The sequence below is a fragment of the Acidimangrovimonas pyrenivorans genome (assembly GCF_042643245.1).
In the GTDB taxonomy this organism is placed as follows: domain Bacteria; phylum Pseudomonadota; class Alphaproteobacteria; order Rhodobacterales; family Rhodobacteraceae; genus Acidimangrovimonas; species Acidimangrovimonas pyrenivorans.
This window is the reverse complement of sequence record NZ_JBHRSK010000004.1, coordinates 792131-809809: the sequence shown is the minus strand read 5'-3', so window position 1 is coordinate 809809 and position 17679 is coordinate 792131. Positions and strand designations below refer to the sequence as shown.

The window sequence follows — 17679 nt, the reverse complement described above, 5'->3', positions numbered from 1 at the left end:
GACATGGATGCGCTTCTCGCCGGTCTCGGCCTGATCTTCACCCCGTCCGTGGCGCTGGCGCTGCTGGTCGGATCGCTTGGCGGCGTCATCATCGGTGCCATCCCGGGCGTCGGCGCGGCGGTGGCGATCGCCATCCTGCTGCCGGCCACCTTCGCCATGCCGCCGCTGGTCGGGCTGACGATGCTGCTCGGGATCTACGGCTCGTCGATGTATGGCGGCTCGCTGCCGGCGATCCTGATCAACACCCCCGGCACGCCGGTCAACGCCCTGACCACCTATGACGGCCACCCGATGACCAGGCGCGGCGAGGCGCTGCGGGCGCTCGGGCTGGCCTATGGCGCCAGCTTCGCCGGCGGCATCCTGTCGATCCTGGCGCTGATCCTGCTGTCGCCGGTGCTGGCAAGGATCGCGCCGATGTTCGGCTCGCGCGAGATCTTCCTGGCCGCCCTGCTCGGCATCGTCCTGGTGGTGATCGCCCATCGCGGCCAGACCTTCGCCGCCGGCTCGCTCGCCGCTTTCGGCATCTTCCTGCATACCGTCGGGCTGGAGCCGGTGAAATACACCCAGCGTTTCACCTTCGGTCTGGATTTCCTCTCCTCCGGCGTCGACCTGATCGTCGTCGTGCTCGGCCTGTTCGCGGTCAGCCAGGCCTTCGTGCTGCTGGTCGACCCCGACCACGCGCCGGAATCGCAGAACGTCTCGGGCAACATGTTCCGGGCCATGGCCGGCGTCCTGCGCCACAAGCGCATCGCCGCGGTCGGCTCGGGCTTCGGCGTGCTGATGGGGATGATCCCGGGCGTCGGCGAGTTCACCGCGCAGTTCCTGACCTATACCTATGCCCAGAAGACCTCGACCGACCCGGACGCCTTCGGCAAGGGCAGTCCCGAGGGGCTGGTGGCCTCGGAAAGCGCCAACAACGCGGTGCCAGCCGCCGCGATGATCCCGCTGCTCGCGCTGGGCATCCCGGGCGAGGCGCTGACGGCGATGATGCTGTCGGTCTTCTACGTCCATAACGTGGTGCCGGGGCCGGGGCTGTTCCGCGACCACCTCGACTTCGTCTATGCGCTCTATATCGCGATGCTGCTGCTCAACGTCATCGTCGTCGTCTTCGTCGCGCTCAGCTCGAACCTGCTGATGCGGATCATCCGGATCCCGACCCGGTTCCTCGGCATGATGATCCTGACGCTCAGCTTCGTCGGCGTCTTCAGCCTGCGCAATTCGGTGACCGACTGCCTGCTGGCCGCCGCCTTCGGCATCCTCGGCCTGATCCTCAAGCGCCAGAACCTGCCGATCGTGCCGATCATCCTCGGCATCGTGCTGGGCGGCATCATGGAGGTCAAGCTGCGCTCGGCCATGGCCCGGGTGCACACGCCGCTCGACTTCGTCGACCGGCCGATCGCCGCCTTCCTCGCCCTCGCCATCCTTGCCCTGATCGGGCTGCACTTCTGGGGCGTCTTCCGCGAGCGGCGGCTCAATCCGCCCGAATTCTCGCACGATCACGACATCCACGAAAGCCAGCAGGGGTGAGCCATGCTTGACCGGACCCGCATCGAGGAGCTGCGCCACGCCGCGGTGCCGCCCGCGCTTCACGTCATCGACGGCGAACGTCGCCCGGCCTCGGACGGCGGCGTGCTCGAGGTGATCTCGCCGCTCGACGGCCGGGCCTTCACCACCATGGCGCGCGGCACGCAGCAGGATGCCGACGCCGCCATCGCCGCCGCCCGCCGCGCCTTCGACGAAGGCGGCTGGCGCGACATGGCCCCGGCGGCGCGCAAGAAGATCCTGCTGAAATGGGCCGATCTGATCGCCGGGAACGCGCTTGAACTCGCGGTGCTGGGCGTGCGCGACAACGGCACCGAGATCGGCATGGCGCTGAAGGCGGAGCCGCTCTCGGCCGCCGGCACCATTCGCTACTACGCCGAGGCGCTCGACAAGCTTTCCGGCGAGATCGCGCCGACCGATCCGGGCGTGCTCGGCCTGGTTCACCGCGAGCCGGTCGGCGTCGTCGGCGCCATCGTGCCGTGGAACTTCCCGCTGATGATCGGGGCGTGGAAATTCGCCCCCGCCCTGGCCGCCGGCAACACGGTGGTGCTCAAGCCGGCGGAGACGGCCTCGCTGACGCTGGTGCGGCTGGCGGAACTGGCGCTCGAGGCCGGGCTGCCGCCGGGCGTGTTCAACGTGGTGACCGGCCCCGGCCCTGTCGTCGGCGCGGCGATCGGCCTGTCGATGGAGGTCGACGTGCTGGTCTTCACCGGCTCGGGCGCCACCGGCCGCCGGCTGCTGGAATATGCCGCGCGCTCGAACCTCAAGCGCGTCTATCTCGAACTCGGCGGCAAGTCCCCGAATATCGTCTTCGCCGACACGCCCGACCTGGCCCAGGCGGTCAAAGTCTCGGCCAACGGCATCTTCCGCAATTCGGGCCAGGTCTGCGTCGCCGGCTCGCGGCTGCTGGTCGAACGCTCGATCCACGACCGCTTCGTCGAGGCCTTGGCCGGGCAGGTGCAGGTGATGACGGTGGGCGATCCGCTCGATCCCGCCACCGGCGCCGGGGCGGTGAACTCGCTTGCCCAGCTCGACCGCAACCTCGGCTTCGTGGAGGAGGCGCGGGCGCTCGGTCGCGAGGTCCGCATCGGCGGGAAGCGGATCCTCGAAGAGACCGGCGGCTACTACATGGCGCCGACCATCGTCACCGGCGTTGCCCCCTCCGACCGGCTGGCCAGGGACGAGGTCTTCGGGCCGGTGCTGGCGGTCATCCCCTTCGATACCGAGGAGGAGGCGGTCGCCATCGCCAATGGCACCGATTACGGCCTCGCCGCCGCCGTCTGGACTCGCGACCTGTCGCGCGCCCACCGCATGGTCCGGGCGATCCGGGCCGGGGTCGTCCACGTCAACACCTATGGCGGCGCCGACCTCACCGTGCCGCTGGGCGGCGTCAAGCAATCGGGCAACGGCCACGACAAGTCGCTGCACGCCTTCGACAAGTATCTCGACCTCAAGACCGCGTGGATCAAGCTATGACCGACCGCACCATCCTCGTCGTCGGCACCTACGACACCAAGGACGACGAGCTGACCTACATCGCCGAGGTGATCCGTGGCCAGGGCGGCGGCGTGCTGACGATGGATGTCAGCGTGCTGGGCGATCCCTCGGTGCCCACCGAGTTCTCGAAACACGAGGTGGCCGAGGCCGCCGGCAGCTCCATCGCCGAGGCCATCGCCGGCGAGGACGAGAACCTGGCCATGCAGATCATGGCCCGCGGCGCGGCGGCGCTGACGGCGCAGCTGCACGGCGAGGGGCGGTTCGACGGCGTGCTGGTGCTCGGCGGCAGCATGGGCACCGACCTCGCGCTCGACCTCTGCCTGGCGCTGCCGCTGGGGGTGCCGAAATACATCGTCTCGACGGTCGCCTTCTCGCCGCTGATCCCGCCCGAGCGGCTGCCGGCCGATATCCAGATGATCCTCTGGGCCGGCGGGCTCTACGGGCTCAACTCGGTCTGCAAGGCGTCGCTGTCGCAGGCGGCGGGGGCGGTGCTCGGCGCGGCGCGCGCGGTCGAGCCGCCGGCGCGCGACCGGCCGCTGATCGGCATGACCAGCTTCGGCAAGACGGTGCTGCGCTACATGGTGGCGCTGAAGCCGGCGCTCGAGGCGCGGGGCTTCGAGGTGGCGGTGTTCCACGCCACCGGCATGGGCGGCCGCGCCTTCGAGAGCCTCGCAGCCGAGGGCGCCTTCGCCGCCGTGATGGACTTCGCCCCGCAGGAGCTGGGCAACCACATCATGGGCTCGGCGATCAGCGCCGGCCCCGACCGGATGACCGCGGCCGGCCGCGCCGGGGTGCCGCAACTGGTCTCGATCGGCTGCTACGACCTGGTCGATTTCGTCGGCTGGCAGGAGGTGCCGCCCCGGCTGGCCGGGCAGGAGGTCCATGCCCATAACCGGCTGCTGTCCTCGGTGATGATGACCGCCGAGCAACGGCGCGAGATGGCGCGCGCGATCTGCGGCCAGCTGGCCACGGCGCAGGGGCCGGTGACCCTGCTTCTGCCCCTGCGCGGCGGCAACGAGTGGGACCGCCCCGGCGGGCCGCTCTCCGATCCCGAGGGCCTTGCCGCCTTCGTCGCGGAGATCCGCGCCAGCTGCCCCGGCAATGTCACGCTGGTCGAGCTCGACGCCCATATCAACGATCCGGCTTTCGCCGAGGCGGCGCTGGCGCAGCTCGACCGCTGGATCGCGGCGGGCGTGTTGCCGCGGCCGGGCGCGGGGGCCTGACGTCCGCAGATCAGGCGCCGGGAAAGCGGCCGCGGGTGCGGTTGGCGAAGGCGACGAGCGACAGCATCACCGGCACCTCGACCAGCACGCCGACGACGGTGGCCAGCGCGGCGCCCGAGTTCAGCCCGAACAGGCTGATCGCCACGGCCACCGCCAGCTCGAAGAAATTCGACGTGCCGATCATGGCGCAGGGGGCCGCGATCCTGTGCGGCACCCGCAGCGCGAAGGCCGCGCCATAGGCCAGCGCGAAGATGCCGTAGCTCTGGATCAGGATCGGCACGGCAATCAGGGCGATGACGGCGGGATGGGCGAGGATGGTCTCGCCCTGCAGCCCGAACAGGATCGCCACGGTGGCGATCAGGCCGATGATCGAGAGCGGCTTGACGCGCGCCTCGAAGCGTTCGATCGCCGCGTCCGAGCCCAGCCTGCGCCGGGTGAACAGCCCGGCGATCAGCGGCAGGACGACGTAGAGCAGTGTCGCCAGCACCAGGGTTTCCCAGGGCACGGCGATATCGGTGACGCCGAGCAGGAAGGCGACGATCGGGGCGAAGGCGACGACCATGATCAGGTCATTCACCGAGACCTGGACCAGCGTGTAGGTCGCGTCGCCGCGCGTCAGCTGCGACCAGACGAAGACCATCGCGGTGCAGGGCGCGGCGCCGAGCAGGATCAGCCCGGCGGTATATTGCGCGGCATCCGCCGGCGCGATCCACGGTGCGAAGACGTGATCGAAGAACAGCACGGCAAGCAGGGCCATGGTGAAGGGCTTGATCAGCCAGTTCACCGCCAGCGTGACCAGCAGCCCGCGGGGCTGGCGCGCGACCCCGGCGACGGCGCCGAAATCGACATTGACCATCATCGGGTAGACCATGGCCCAGATCAGCACCGCCACGACCAGGTTGATCGAGGCGACCTCGGCCGCGGCGATGGCGGCGATCAGGCCCGGGGCGACGCTGCCCAAGGCGATGCCGCCGACGATGGCGAGCGCGATCCACAGCGTCAGGTAACGCGCGAAGAGGCCCATCGGCTCGGAATGGTCCCGGGAGTTGTCGGTCATGCTGCGCTGTCCTCTCTGCTTGCGTGAAAGCCCGTTGCCCACCGGGTCCGGGGGCAGGGGGCAAGCCCGGCCCGCGCCGCGCCCCGATTCTCGGCTCCGTCGTTGCGCCCGCGCGCCATCGCATCCCCATTTCGAGAAGTTTCGAACTATGACCGGGCTAAGGATTTACCTGGTTTTCGTCAAGCTTGGGCTTGTCGGGCAGGGAGGACGGGCAGGGAGGACGGGCAGGGGGGAACGGGCAGGCCGCAAACGGGCCGGCCGATGCGGCGCAGCTTTTCAGCGTGGCGCGCGCGGGCCGTAGGCGCGCAGGAAGACCGTGACCGCGCCGGCCACCACGCGGTCGATCTCGGCCGGGTCGGGGGCGTCGATCATGCAGAAGACCTGCTTGTAGAACAGGTCCGCCTTGCACAGCTCGAGAAACTGGGCGGCGGCCAGCGCGATGTCGTCGATCTCCAGTTCGCCGCGGGCGACGAAGGCCTCCAGAAGCGGCTCGAGATGGCGGGCGCCGCGGGCCGGGCCGGTGGCGTAGAAGGCCCGGGCAAGCTCGGGGAACCGCTGCGCGTCGCCGACCGCGACCCGGAAGGCGCTCTGCGCCTGGGCCGAAGAGAGCCGGTCGAGATAGAAGCGCGCGATCCGGTCCAGCGCGTCGGCGGCCCCGGCCTGCACCAGCTCGGCCGGGAACAGCTTGGCGGCGTAGAGATCGCATTCGCGGGTGAAGAACGCGGAATAGAGATGCCGCTTGTCGGGGAAATGGCGGTAGAGCGTCGGCTTCGACACGCCGGAGACGCGCGCGATCTCGTCGATCGAGGCGGCCTCGAAACCGCGTTCCATGAACACCTCGCGCGCCCCGGCGAGGATCTGCTCGCGTTTCGCGGTGCCACGCCTGCCGCCCGTCCGGGCGGTCGGCTGGTTTCCGGTTTCTTCCGCCTGCGCGTCCACCTGTGCCCCCGTCAAAGCCGATTTTTGCCTCTTGCATATTGCATGTCCGGCGATATAGAGCAATAAGTAAACTAAACGGTATAGTAACGAAAGGCCGTCCCATGCCCCGCGATACCGACGAGGACAGCCGCCCGGCGGCGGCAGGCGAGACCGGCGCCGCGCCCGCCTCGGAGATGCCGGCGACCGGGAAACCGGCCTCCGGCGGGACCAAGCGGCTGGTCATCGGCGCCGTGGTGCTGATCCTGGTGGCGGCCGGGGTCTGGTTCGGGCGGGAATGGTGGACCGTCGGGCGCTTCACCGAAACCACCGACGACGCCTATGTGAAGGCCGATATCGTCACCTACTCGGCGCAGGTCGCCGGCACGATCACCGAGATCGCGGTGGCCGACAACGCCGCGGTCAAGGCCGGCGACGTGCTGCTGCGGATCGACGACACGCGCTACCGCGCCGCGCTGGCCGAGGCCAGGGCCCAGGTCGCCAGCGCCGAGGCGGCGATCGCGACCACGGATCAGCAGATTGCGCTGCAGGCCCACAACATCGCCGCGGCCGAGGCCAGCCTGGCTTCGGCGAAGGCGCAGCTCGAGGTCGCGCGCACCAATGCCGAGCGCAGCCAGGCGCTGCTGGCGCGCGGCGCCACCACCCAGGCCGTCACCGACCAGCAGACGCTGGCGCTCGACCAGGCCCGGGCCGGGGTCCGCGGCGCCAAGGCGTCGCTCGATGTCGCGCGCGGGCAGGTGCCGGTGCTGAAGAGCCAGCGCCACCAGCAGGAGGCGGCGCTGAGCCGGGCCAGGGCCGCGCTGGTGCTGGCGCAGAAGAATGTCGACGACACCGTGATCCGCGCCAGCCGCGACGGGGTGGTCGGCAATCGCGGCGTCGAGGTCGGCACATCCGTTGCCGCCGGCACCCGGCTGATCAGCCTGGTGCCGCTGGACGCCGTCTACGTCGTCGCCAATTTCAAGGAGACCCAGGTCCGGCATTTCCACCCCGGCATGAAGGTCGACCTGACCGCCGACATGCTGGGCGGGGCGCATGTCTCGGGCGTGATCGACAGCATCGCGCCGGCGACGGGATCGGAATTCGCCCTGATCCCGACCGAGAACGCCACCGGCAACTTCACCAAGATCGTCCAGCGCATCCCGGTGCGCATCCGCGTCACCCCGCCGGCAGCGCCGGACGGTCCGCGGCTGCGGCCCGGCAGCTCGGTCGTCGTCGACGTGAACACGCGCGGGGCGAAGTGATGAGCGCGCCGGCCGACCCGCCCGGCGCGCCGCCGGTGCCGACCAAGGGCGACGTCTTCGGCTTCTTCCTGATGGTCGTGGGCATGTTCATGGCCATCCTCGACATCCAGATCGTCGCCAGCTCGCTGCCCCAGATCCAGGCCGGCATCTCGGCCTCGATCGACCAGGTGACCTGGGTCCAGACCGCCTACCTCGTCGCCGAGGTGGTGATGATCCCGCTCTCGGGCTGGCTGGCCAAGGTGATGTCGACGCGCTGGGTCTTCGTCATGTCCTCGTCGGGTTTCACGCTGATGAGCGTGGCCTGCGCCTTCGCCTGGGACACCCAGTCGATGATCGCCTTCCGCGCGGTCCAGGGCTTCATCGGCGGCGCCATGATCCCGACCGTCTTCGCCGCCAATTACAAGCTGCTGCCGCCGTCGAAGCGGATGCTGGGTACGGTGATCATCGGCCTGACCGCCACCGTCGCCCCCGCCGCCGGGCCGACCCTGGGCGGCTATATCACCGAGCATTTCAGCTGGCATTGGCTGTTCCTGGTCAACATCGTGCCGGGGCTGATCGTGACCGCGCTGGTGCCGCTCTTCGTCGATATCGACCTGCCGGACTGGAAGCTGTTCCGCAAGATCGACATCCTCGGCATCGTCCTGATCGCGGGCTTCCTCGGCTCGCTGGAGATCGTGCTCGACGAGGGCCCGCGCGAGGACTGGTTCCAGAGCGACATGATCCTGTTCTTCGCCGTGCTCTCGGTGGGCTCGGCGGTGCTGCTGATCTGGCGCGAGCTGACCATCGAGCACCCGGTGCTGGAACTGCATGCCTTCCTCAACCGCAACTTCACCGTCGGCTGCATCCTGACCTTCGTGCTGGGCACTTGCATGTACGGCCAGAGCTACATCCTGCCCCAGTTCCTGTCGCGGGTGCGCGGCTTCAGTTCGCTCCAGGTCGGCGAGGTGATGGCCGTCACCGGCGCCGCGATGTTCGTCGGCGCCCCGATCACCGGCCAGCTGGGGCAGAGGTTCGACGCCCGCAAGATCCTGTTCTTCGGCTTCACGCTGGTGACGCTGGGGCTGTGGCTCAATACCAAGATGACGACCGAGGTCGGCTTCGACCAGCTGCTCTGGCCGCAGATCGCGCGCGGGCTGGGGCTGGTGCTGTGCATGGTGACGATCACCGCCGCCGCGCTCGGCACCCTGCCGACAACGCTGGTCGGCGGCGGCTCGGGCCTGTTCAACGTCTTCCGCAACATGGGCGGGGCGCTGGGGCTGGCGATGATCAACACCCAGTGGGACGGCCGCTACGACCGCCATTACTGGTGGATGGCCGAGAGCATCAGCACCACCGACCAGGCCGTCGCCGACCGGGTCCGGCAGATGACGCATCTGATGGCGAGCCATCCCGAGATCAACGGCGACCCGATGCTGGCCGCGATCCGCCAGCTCGGCGGCCAGATCGCGCAGCAGGCCGCGATCATGGCCTGGAACGACGTCTTCTACACGATGGCGATTTCGTTCATCTGCGCGACGCCGCTGATCCTGCTGCTCGCCAAGCCCGAGCATACCGACGTCGCCGCGCATTGAGCGTGCAAACGCTCAGGCTCCCGGCGGCGGGGGGCTCCGCCGCCGGGCAATCCGGCCGCCTCACCAGGGCTGGTTCGCCGGGCCGACCGTGAACTCGCTGACCGTCGTGTCCTCGGGCAGGTTCAGCGCGAAGCCGACGACCTTGGCGATGCGGTCGGGCGAGATGCCGAAGGCCTGGTAGAGCCCGGCCATGCCCTCGGCCGCGCCCGGATCGGTGATCGTGCTCAGGAGCTCGGTGTTGATCGCCGCCGGGTAGAGCGTGGCGGTGCGGATGTTGGTGCCCTCCATCGCGGATTCCATCCGCAGGCACTCCATGAAGTCGCGCAGGAACCACTTGGTGCCGCCATAGACCGCCGTGCCCGGATAGGCCTTGAGCCCGGCGACCGAGGAGACGGCGAGGATGTGGCCCGACTTCTGCGCGGTGAAGGTCGGCGTGACGGCGGCGACGCCGTTCAGGACGCCGTTGATGTTGACATCGACCATCTGTCTCCACTCGTCGGTCTTGAGGGCCGAGACGTTGCTGACCGGCATGATGCCGGCGTTGAGGAAGATGGCGTCGAGGCGGCCGAAGCTGTCCTTGGCCAATTGCACGATGGCGTCGTTGTCCTCCGGCCTGGTCACGTCCATCGCCTGCCAGACGGCTTCGCCGCCCGCCGCCTTGATGGCCTCGGCGATCTGCTCGAGCTTGTCGGCGCGGCGCGCGCCGAGGACGACCTTGGCGCCCTTGCCGGCGATTTCCTTCGCGGTGGCTTCGCCGATGCCGCTGGAGGCGCCGGTGATGATGACCACCTTTCCGGTGATGGTATCGGTCATTTCGATGTCCTTTCGTCTGTCATCTGGAAACACGCGGTCGCGCCGCCCCGAGGGGCGGCCCGTGCCGGTGCGTTTGGGGGGGGCTGGTCAGTCGGCCCGCCGGATGCGGACCGGACCGTCCTCTAGCCGCCCCGCGAGCGGCGCGTCGAACCGCCCGAGCGGGACGAGGCCGGCGGAATCGCGGAACGGCTGGTAGAAGATCGCGAGGTTGCCCCAGGGGGCGTAGAGCGTGATGTCGCCGGCCGCGGGCGCGTAGCTCGCCGGCGCCCCGGTGGTGTCGAGCTTGCGCGGCAGGTCGGCCACCTTCTCGGTGCCGTGGTAGTCGCTCAGGGGCAGCTCCAGCGGCAGCAGCGATGCGAAATCGCGCGCCGTCGGCGTGTCGTTCAGGGTCGCGGACAGAACCGTGTCGCCGGCGATTACCTCGATCCTGGTCATGGCGGGGCCTTTCCCTTCTCCGCTTGCCGTCTCGGCCCGGACCGGGGCGCAGGCAAGTGCGGCGGCTGCCGTCGCCGAGATCAGCAAGCTGCGCATCCTGGGCCTCCTTCGTCCGGGTGCTGCCAATATGCCTGTTCCGGTCCGGCAGGATTAGCCCCCGCGCGTCACTGCCACTCATGACGGGTATTCATCAATCCGGGGCCGGGGCCGCCCGCCGCGCCCCCGGCGCTCACCGCACAATCATTGGACCTCATGAGCCACGCGCATATATCCTGCGCACAGTGCCGGACCGGCGGACGGAGGCCCCCAATGCTGCGCGAGAACATCAACGACCTGATTGCCTTCGCCGCCGTGGCCGAGGAGCGCAGCTTTACCCGCGCCGCGGCGCGGCTGAACATCTCGCAATCGGCGCTGAGCCACACGATCAAGGGCTTGGAGCAGCGGCTCGGGCTGCGGCTGCTGACCCGCACCACGCGTTCGGTCGCGCCGACACTGGAGGGCGAGGACCTGCTGGCGACGCTCAACCCCTGTTTCGAGATGATCGAGACCCGGCTGCGGGCGCTGAACGACCACCGCGACCAGCCGACCGGAACGGTGCGGATCGTCGCCGTCGAATACGCCATCGAGTCGCTGCTCTGGCCCAAGCTGTCGCCGGTGCTGAAGCAATACCCGGCAGTGAACGTCGAGTTCGTGATGGATTACGGTTATACCGACCTCGCCGCGGCGCAATGCGATGCCGGGGTGCGTTACGGCGACCAGGTCAGCGAGGGCATGATCGCGATGCGGATCGGCCCGGACGAGCGCATGATCTGCGTCGGTGCGCCCGAGTATTTCGATGCCGCCGGGGTGCCCAAGACGCCGCAGGACCTCTCCGGCCACCGCTGCATCAACCTGCGCCTGTCGACCCATGGCGCGCTCTATGCCTGGGAGTTCGAGGACAGGGACGGCCACGAGATCAAGGTCAAGGTCGGCGGCCAGGTCTGCTTCAACACCGTCAACCCGGTGATGCGGGCGGCGGTGGACGGGCATGGCCTTGCCCTGATCCCCGAGCGGCTGGCGGCAGAGCACCTGGCCTCCGGCGCGCTGCGGAGCTGTCTCGAAGACTACTGCCCCTATTTCCCGGGCTTCCACCTCTACTATCCCAGCCGGCAGCGGCCGTCCTCGGCCTTCGGGGTGGTGCTGGAGGCGCTGCGCGCGCGGGGGTGAGGATTGATGAGCGGCCCTCATGGGTGGCTTGGTCGACTCTGGCATTAAGATCCGCGCCGGATCTGTCAGGTTGCGGGGCATCGCGATGCGGCCACGCGGGCCGCAAGGAGGGCGAGATGAAGATCGGCATTCTCGGATCGGGCCGGATGGGCGCCGGGCTGGGCCGCCTCTGGGCGGCCTGCGGCCACGAGGTGACCTTTGCCTGTTCGCGCAGCCCGGCCAAGCTCGCGCGGCTGGCGCAGGAGACCGGCGGCGCACCGGGCACGGTGGCCGAGGCGGTGGCGGGGGCCGAGGCGCTGCTCCTGGCGGTGCACTGGTCGCGCGTCGCGGAGGTGCTGGCGCAGGCGGGCGAGATGGCGGGGCAGGTGGTGCTGAACTGCTGCGTGCCGCTCGACGAGACCGATACCGACCTCGTCGTCGGCGCCACCTCGTCGGGCGCCGAGGAACTGGCGCGGATGCGGCCCCGGGCGCGCTGGGTCTCGTGCTTCAACACCAGCCCGTCGGAGAGCTTGGCCCCGGTCTTCGCCAACAAGGGCCGGGGAGAGGCGCCGCAGCTCCTGCTCTGCGGCGACGATGCCGGGGCCAGGGCAGTCGCGGGCGATCTGATCCGCGACATCGGCTTCGAACCGCTCGAGGCCGGCGCCCTGCGCACCGCCCGCTTCATCGAGCCCTTCGCCATGGTCACCGCCGAACTGGCCTATGGCCAGCCCGGCGGCCCGGCCCTCACTTACCGTTTCGAGAAACTGCGCGGCTGAGCCGCGCGGTCCATAGACAAGGAGAAAGCCATGAAGATCACCCGTTCCGGCACCGCCCCGTCGATGGCCGGCCCCGAGGACTGGTTCACCGGCACCGTCCGCATCGACCCGCTGTTCCAGGCCGAGGAGCCCGGCCGCGCCGCCGGCGCCCAGGTCACCTTCGAGCCCGGCGCCCGCACCGCCTGGCACACCCACCCGGCGGGCCAGACCCTGATCGTCACCTTCGGCCGCGGCCGGGTCCAGCGCGAGGGCGGCCCGGTCGAGGAGATCCGCCAGGGCGACATCGTCTGGTTCCCGGCCGGCGAGAAGCACTGGCACGGCGCGGCGCCCGACACCGCGATGAGCCATATCGCGGTGCAGGAAGCCGTCGACGGCAGCGCCGTGACCTGGATGGAGAAGGTCGAGGACGCCGATTACAACGGCTGATCCCGGCTGATCCCGGCTGGGCGCGGGAGGGCGGCGGGCCCGGCGGCCCGGCGGCCCGGCGCCTGCCCGGGGCGTCTCCCGGGGCGTCTCCCGGGGCGCCTGCCCGGGGCGTCTCCCGGCAAGGTTGCCGGCAGGACTGGCCCCCGAAGGCGGGACAGGGCTGTGCACACCGTGCCCCGCCCATGCGGCGCCCCCGCGTGGACGGCCGGCCTAGTCGCCCCGTTCGGGCCGCGACGCCTCTCTGATCCACTGCATGAAGGCGCTGGCGGCAGGCTTGTCCTGGCTGCCCGGCGCACAGGTCGCCCAATAGGCGGTGCCGAAATCGCAGCCCCCGTTGGGCAGGTCGACCAGCCGCCCTTCCGCCACCAGCGCAGCGGTGATCGAGCGCCATCCGAGCATCACGCCGCGCCCGTCCAGCGCCGCCTGCACCGCCTGGATGTAATTGTCGAAGACCTGCTTCTGCCCCCTTGGCCGGATATGCCCGCGCGCGGCAAGATATTCCGGCCAGCCCGCCCAGCCATAGGACTGGGGCACGCGGACGTGAATGAGCGTGGCCTCGCGCAGCCGCCCGGGATCGCCCCCGAGCGGCGCGATGACCCGGGAGGTGCCGACGGGGCAGATGCGCTCGGGGAACAGCAGCTCGGTTGCGCCGTCCGGCCATGGCTTGGCGCCGTAGCGCAGAGCGATGTCGATCCCGGTGGCGAAGACGGGCAGGTCGGACGGGGGCGCCTGGACGTTCACCATGATGTCCGAGTGCCGGGCATAGAAGTCGGCCAGCCGCGGCATCAGCCAGTAGGTCGCCATGCCGAGGGTGCAGCTGACCGTGACCTGCCGCTCGGCCAACCCCGCGGCGTGCCGTATCTCTTCGACGGCGTCGGCAATCTGGGCAAGGCCGCTCCGCGTCGCCTGGGCCAGCCGCTGGCCCGCCTCGGTCGCCACGGCGGGCTTGACGCCGCGGTCCATGAGCCGGGCGCCGACGTGATCCTCGAGCGCCCGGATCGCCTGCGAGACCGCCGGGCGGGTGACGTTCATCTCGGCGGCGGCAAGCTGCATCGAGCCGAGCCGTTGCACGGCATCGAAGATCGTCAGCAGGCGCAGCGGCGGCAGGCGGTCCATGGCGATGTAAACTTATAGATTAACTTAGCGATAGTTTTATCGCGCTTTTTCCGCGAAGCCAAATCGGTTTGCTTTCGATTATCGACCGCGAACACGAGGCCAGAGCCCATGAATGTCCTGTCTCCTTCCCCAACCGTTGTGAGCCTTGGCGATACCGGCCTGACGGTGCCGCTCGCGCAGGGCGCGCGCTATTTCAACTACTACTGGCTGCGGGACAACTGCCCCTCCAGCTTCAATCCCGAGACCCGCGAGCGGAGCTTCGACATCTTCCACCTCGAGGCCGCCCCCAGGGCCCGCGCCGCACATCTCGAAGCGGACACCCTGGTGATCGACTGGGACGGCGAAGAGCACGTCACGCGGATGCCCGTCGCCTGGCTCGAAACCTATGCCGAGGGCGGCCGCCGCCCCGACCCGGCGGACCTGCCGCGCAAGGCCTGGTTCGGGGATCATTACCCGGACGTCGCCCGTTTCACCCATGCGCAACTGATCTCCGACAAGGTGGCGCGGCAGGCCTGGCTCGAGGCGATGCTGGTCGAGGGCATCTCGGTCGTCGGCGAGATGCCGGACACCGACGCGGCGCTGACCGAGCTGGTGCAGCTGATGGGGCAGGTGCGGCCGACCTTCTTCGGCCTCTATTTCGACGTCCGTACCCATATCAACCCGACCAACACCGCCTACACGGCGTCGGCGCTGGAACTGCACACCGACACGCCGGCCGAGGAACATGCCCCCGGGGTGCAGTTCCTGCACATGCGCGCCAACTCGGTCGAGGGCGGGCGCAACCTGTTCGGCGACGGCGTCGCCGCCGCCAACGATTTCCGTGCGCTCGACCCCGAAGGCTTCCGGCTGCTGGCCGAGACCGACATCCCGTTCTATTGCGAGCACGACAGCTACGACATGCGCTCCTACCAGCGCATCATCGAGCTCGACCAGCATGGCGAGGTCGCGGGGCTGACGATCAGCCAGCACATGCTGGACCTCGTCGATCTGCCGCAGGAACTGCTCGACAGGTGGTATCCGGCCTTCTGCCGCTTCGGCAGGCTGCTGCAGGACGACAAGTATGTCATGCGCTTCACCCTGAACGCGGGCGAATGCATCGTCTTCGACAACCACCGCATCGTCCATGGCCGCGCCGCCTACACCGCCGAAAGCGGTGACCGCTATCTGCGCGGCACCTATGCCGACCGCGCCGAGATGCGCTCGACCTACCGCGCGCTGGTCTGTGAAGGGAGGTTCAAGGCATGAACGTCGCGACGACAATCGCCCCGGACGCCGATGCCGGAGACCGCGCCACGCTGCGGCAGGACCTGGCCGCGGCCTTCCGGCTCTGCCACCGCTTCGGCTGGAGCGAATCCGTCGGCAACCATTTCAGCGCCGCGGTCTCGGCGGACGGGCGCAAGTTCCTGCTGAACCGCCGCTGGCAGCATTTCGCCACCATCCGGGCCGGCGACCTGCTGCTGCTCGACGCCGACGACCCCGTGGCGATGGAGGGGCCGGACGCGCCCGACCCCTCGGCCTGGGCGGTGCATGGCGCCTTGCACCGGGCGCTGCCGCAGGCGCGGGTGATCCTGCATTGCCATTCGCCCTACGCGACGGCGCTGGCCTGCCTCAAGGACCCGACGCTGCTTCTGATCGACAACAACACCGCCCGCTTCTTCGGCCGCGTCGGCTACGACCTGGCCTTCGGCGGCATCTCGGACACCGCGGCCGAAGGTGCCCACCTGGTCGAGGCGATGGGCGAGAACAGCGTCCTGGTGATGGGCAATCACGGCGTCACCGTCACCGGCGACACCGTCGCCGACGCCTTCGAGGACCTCTACTTCTTCGAGAAGGCGGCCCAGACCCTGATCCTCGCGCGGTCGAGCGGCGAGGAGCTTGCGCTGCTGTCCGACGCGGTCGCCCGGAACACGGCCGCGGGCTGGCGCGCCTATCGCGGCATGGCGCAGCGGCACTTCGACTACCTGAAATCCACGCTCGACAGCGAGGACCCCGCCTGGCGGGACTGAGCGGACGGCAGGGCGGCGGGACGGCGACGCGACCGCTTGCGAGTCGCCGCTCGGCCGCTGCTCTCCCTGCGCTGCAGCCGCCGCATGCCGCCAGTCGCGACCGGCGGGGCGGCACCGCCCGAGTTCCCGACCGCGGGTCGGCGGAGGCGTGGCGCGGCCAAGCGGCAGATCATGACTTCGTGCACGACGACAATTCGCCGTGCCGCCCGAGGGACGAGCTGTGCCATAGTGCGGTGAGATTTCTGCAACGGGACAAGGCGTGTTGGCGATGGACGAGGCACGGGGACAATACCACATCGTTGGCGGCGGCATCGCCGGGCTGGCCGCGGCGGTCTTTCTGCTGCGCGATGCCGCGGTCGACGGCAAGGACATCCACATCTACGAGCAGCTGGGGGTCGCCGGCGGATCGCTCGACGGGTCCGGGGATGCCGAGGCGGGCTATCTCGTCCGCGGCGGCCGGATGTTCGAGGAGCATTTCGCCTGCACCTTCGACCTGCTGGCGACGGTCCCGTCGGCGAACGATCCCGCCGTTTCGGCGGCGGAAGACATCTTCGCCTTCAACCGCATGGTGCCGGGCTCGGCCAATTGCCGGATCGTTCGGGGCGGCCGGCCGGCCGAGGACCGCTATGAGCTTACGCTGACCGCGCAGGACATCGTCGACATCAACCGCCTGATCCTGCATTCCGAGCCCGCGCTGGGCGCCCGGACGATCGAGGACTGGTTCAAGCCCAGCTTCTTCGCCAGCAATTTCTGGCTGATGTGGTCGACCATGTTCTCGTTCCAGCCCTGGCATTCGGCCGTCGAGATGCGGCGCTACCTGCGGCGGTTCATCCATCTGTTTCCGGGCTTCACCCGGATCGCCGGCATCCTGCGCACCCGCTACAACCAGTACGACTCCCTGATCGCGCCGATCCTGACATGGCTGCGGGACCGGGGCGTGCGGATCGCCACCGCCGCGCAGGTGATCGACGTCAGGATCGAGGGCACGCGGCAGGAGCGCCGGGTCGCCGCGCTGGTGCTGGCCGGCGGCCAGGAGGTGCCGGTGGCGGAGACCGACCAGGTCTACCTTACCCTGGGGTCGATGACCGACGCCTCGGCGACGGGATCGAACGACCGCGCCCCGGGCATGGAGGACCGCGAGGGCGGGGCCTGGGCGCTCTGGCGCAAGCTGGCGGCGGCGCACGAAGGCTTCGGCCGCCCCGAGGCGTTTTGCAGCGATACCGGCAAGACCGCGTGGCATTCCTTCACGGTGACGCTCGATGGGCCCGACTTCTTCGAGTTCATGGAGGATTTCACCGGCAACCGGACCGGCACCGGCGGGCTCGTGACCTTCGCCGATTCCGGCTGGATCCTCTCCATCGTCCTCTTCCACCAGCCGCATTTCCGCGGCCAGAAGCACGGCACCTACGTCTTCTGGGGCTATGGCCTGCGCGGCGACCGCCCGGGCGATTTCGTCGACAAGCGGATGTGGCAGGCGACCGGTGACGAGATCCTGGCCGAGCTGTTCGGGCATCTGCGCCTGACGCCCGAGCAGCAGGCCTGGTTCAGCGGCGCCCGCGTGCGGCCCTGCCGGCTGCCCTACATCACCAGCCAGTTCATGCCGCGCCTGCCCGGGGACCGTCCCGACCTGCGCCCCAGCGGCGCGCGGAACTTCGCGGTCATCGGGCAATTCTGCGAACAGCCCCGGGACTGCGTCTTCACGGTGGAATATTCGGTGCGGTCGGCACGTGCGGCGGTGGCAAGCCTGACCGGCCGGATCGACCCGCCGCCACCGGTCGCGCGCACGGACCTCGATCCGAAGGTGCTGATGAATGCCGCCCGCGTCCTGATGGGGGGCTAGCCTGTCCTGCCGGGG

General features: G+C 69.6%; 16 protein-coding genes. 11 read left to right on the top strand and 5 right to left on the bottom strand.

What is annotated here, in order from left to right; translation table 11 throughout:
* Positions 1-3: 3 nt before the first annotated feature.
* The 3 genes from ACFOES_RS06730 to ACFOES_RS06720 are packed head-to-tail and all read left to right on the top strand — an operon-like array spanning position 4 to position 4262.
* On the top strand, positions 4-1527 hold the full coding sequence (locus ACFOES_RS06730) for a tripartite tricarboxylate transporter permease (RefSeq protein WP_377832430.1): 1524 nt from the start codon (positions 4-6) through the stop codon (positions 1525-1527).
* 3 nt (positions 1528-1530) lie between these two features.
* The gene (locus tag ACFOES_RS06725) at positions 1531-3018 is read left to right on the top strand and encodes an aldehyde dehydrogenase (protein WP_377832429.1); all 1488 of its coding nucleotides are present in this window, start codon (positions 1531-1533) and stop codon (positions 3016-3018) included.
* Positions 3015-4262: a Tm-1-like ATP-binding domain-containing protein gene (locus tag ACFOES_RS06720; RefSeq protein ID WP_377832428.1), complete on the top strand. Its 1248-nt coding sequence runs from the start codon at positions 3015-3017 to the stop codon at positions 4260-4262. Before ACFOES_RS06725 ends, ACFOES_RS06720 begins: the two co-directional genes overlap by 4 nt.
* 10 nt (positions 4263-4272) lie before the next feature.
* On the opposite strand, the gene arsB is transcribed toward ACFOES_RS06720, so the two are convergent.
* Positions 4273-5286 carry an ACR3 family arsenite efflux transporter gene (gene arsB / locus ACFOES_RS06715; protein ID WP_377833012.1) on the bottom strand — a complete coding sequence of 338 codons (1014 nt, stop codon included), beginning with the start codon at positions 5284-5286 and terminating at the stop codon, positions 4273-4275.
* Between the two features lie 309 nt (positions 5287-5595).
* A complete protein-coding gene (locus ACFOES_RS06710; protein WP_377832427.1) occupies positions 5596-6258 on the bottom strand; it encodes a TetR/AcrR family transcriptional regulator in 663 nt (220 codons plus the stop codon).
* A gap of 101 nt (positions 6259-6359) precedes the next feature.
* Between ACFOES_RS06710 and ACFOES_RS06705 the strand changes: the two genes are divergently transcribed.
* Both ACFOES_RS06705 and ACFOES_RS06700 read left to right on the top strand, forming a co-directional pair.
* Positions 6360-7496, top strand: coding sequence for an HlyD family secretion protein (locus ACFOES_RS06705; RefSeq protein WP_377832426.1), 1137 nt, complete (start codon positions 6360-6362; stop codon positions 7494-7496).
* On the top strand, positions 7496-9067 hold the full coding sequence (locus ACFOES_RS06700; RefSeq protein WP_377832425.1) for a DHA2 family efflux MFS transporter permease subunit: 1572 nt from the start codon (positions 7496-7498) through the stop codon (positions 9065-9067). Before ACFOES_RS06705 ends, ACFOES_RS06700 begins: the two co-directional genes overlap by 1 nt.
* A 60-nt stretch (positions 9068-9127) precedes the next feature.
* Here the strand turns inward: ACFOES_RS06700 and ACFOES_RS06695 are convergent, their stop codons facing one another.
* Positions 9128-9880, bottom strand: a complete 753-nt coding sequence (locus ACFOES_RS06695) for an SDR family oxidoreductase (RefSeq protein ID WP_377832424.1) — start codon at positions 9878-9880, stop codon at positions 9128-9130.
* Between the two features lie 87 nt (positions 9881-9967).
* On the bottom strand, positions 9968-10411 hold the full coding sequence (locus tag ACFOES_RS06690) for a cyclophilin-like fold protein (protein ID WP_377832423.1): 444 nt from the start codon (positions 10409-10411) through the stop codon (positions 9968-9970).
* A 213-nt stretch (positions 10412-10624) separates the two neighbouring features.
* Between ACFOES_RS06690 and ACFOES_RS06685 the strand changes: the two genes are divergently transcribed.
* From ACFOES_RS06685 to ACFOES_RS06675, 3 genes are all read left to right on the top strand, one after another.
* Positions 10625-11521 (top strand): LysR family transcriptional regulator, encoded by an 897-nt coding sequence (locus ACFOES_RS06685; protein WP_377832422.1) that lies wholly within the window; start codon positions 10625-10627, stop codon positions 11519-11521.
* Between the two features lie 116 nt (positions 11522-11637).
* The gene (locus ACFOES_RS06680; RefSeq protein ID WP_377832421.1) at positions 11638-12276 is read left to right on the top strand and encodes an NADPH-dependent F420 reductase; all 639 of its coding nucleotides are present in this window, start codon (positions 11638-11640) and stop codon (positions 12274-12276) included.
* Between the two features lie 30 nt (positions 12277-12306).
* On the top strand, positions 12307-12702 hold the full coding sequence (locus ACFOES_RS06675; RefSeq protein ID WP_377832420.1) for a (R)-mandelonitrile lyase: 396 nt from the start codon (positions 12307-12309) through the stop codon (positions 12700-12702).
* Positions 12703-12912: 210 nt separating this feature from the next.
* Here the strand turns inward: ACFOES_RS06675 and ACFOES_RS06670 are convergent, their stop codons facing one another.
* Positions 12913-13818: a LysR substrate-binding domain-containing protein gene (locus tag ACFOES_RS06670; protein WP_377832419.1), complete on the bottom strand. Its 906-nt coding sequence runs from the start codon at positions 13816-13818 to the stop codon at positions 12913-12915.
* 138 nt (positions 13819-13956) lie between these two features.
* On the opposite strand from ACFOES_RS06670, the gene ACFOES_RS06665 reads away from it, so the two are divergent.
* The 3 genes from ACFOES_RS06665 to ACFOES_RS06655 all read left to right on the top strand — a co-directional run bounded on the left by ACFOES_RS06665 (position 13957) and on the right by ACFOES_RS06655 (position 17664).
* On the top strand, positions 13957-15063 hold the full coding sequence (locus tag ACFOES_RS06665; RefSeq protein ID WP_377832418.1) for a TauD/TfdA family dioxygenase: 1107 nt from the start codon (positions 13957-13959) through the stop codon (positions 15061-15063).
* A complete protein-coding gene (locus tag ACFOES_RS06660) occupies positions 15060-15824 on the top strand; it encodes a class II aldolase/adducin family protein (RefSeq protein ID WP_377832417.1) in 765 nt (254 codons plus the stop codon). Before ACFOES_RS06665 ends, ACFOES_RS06660 begins: the two co-directional genes overlap by 4 nt.
* A gap of 268 nt (positions 15825-16092) precedes the next feature.
* Entirely contained in the window at positions 16093-17664 is a 1572-nt protein-coding gene (locus ACFOES_RS06655) for an oleate hydratase (protein WP_377832416.1), read from the top strand.
* The last annotated feature ends 15 nt before the right edge of the window (positions 17665-17679 follow it).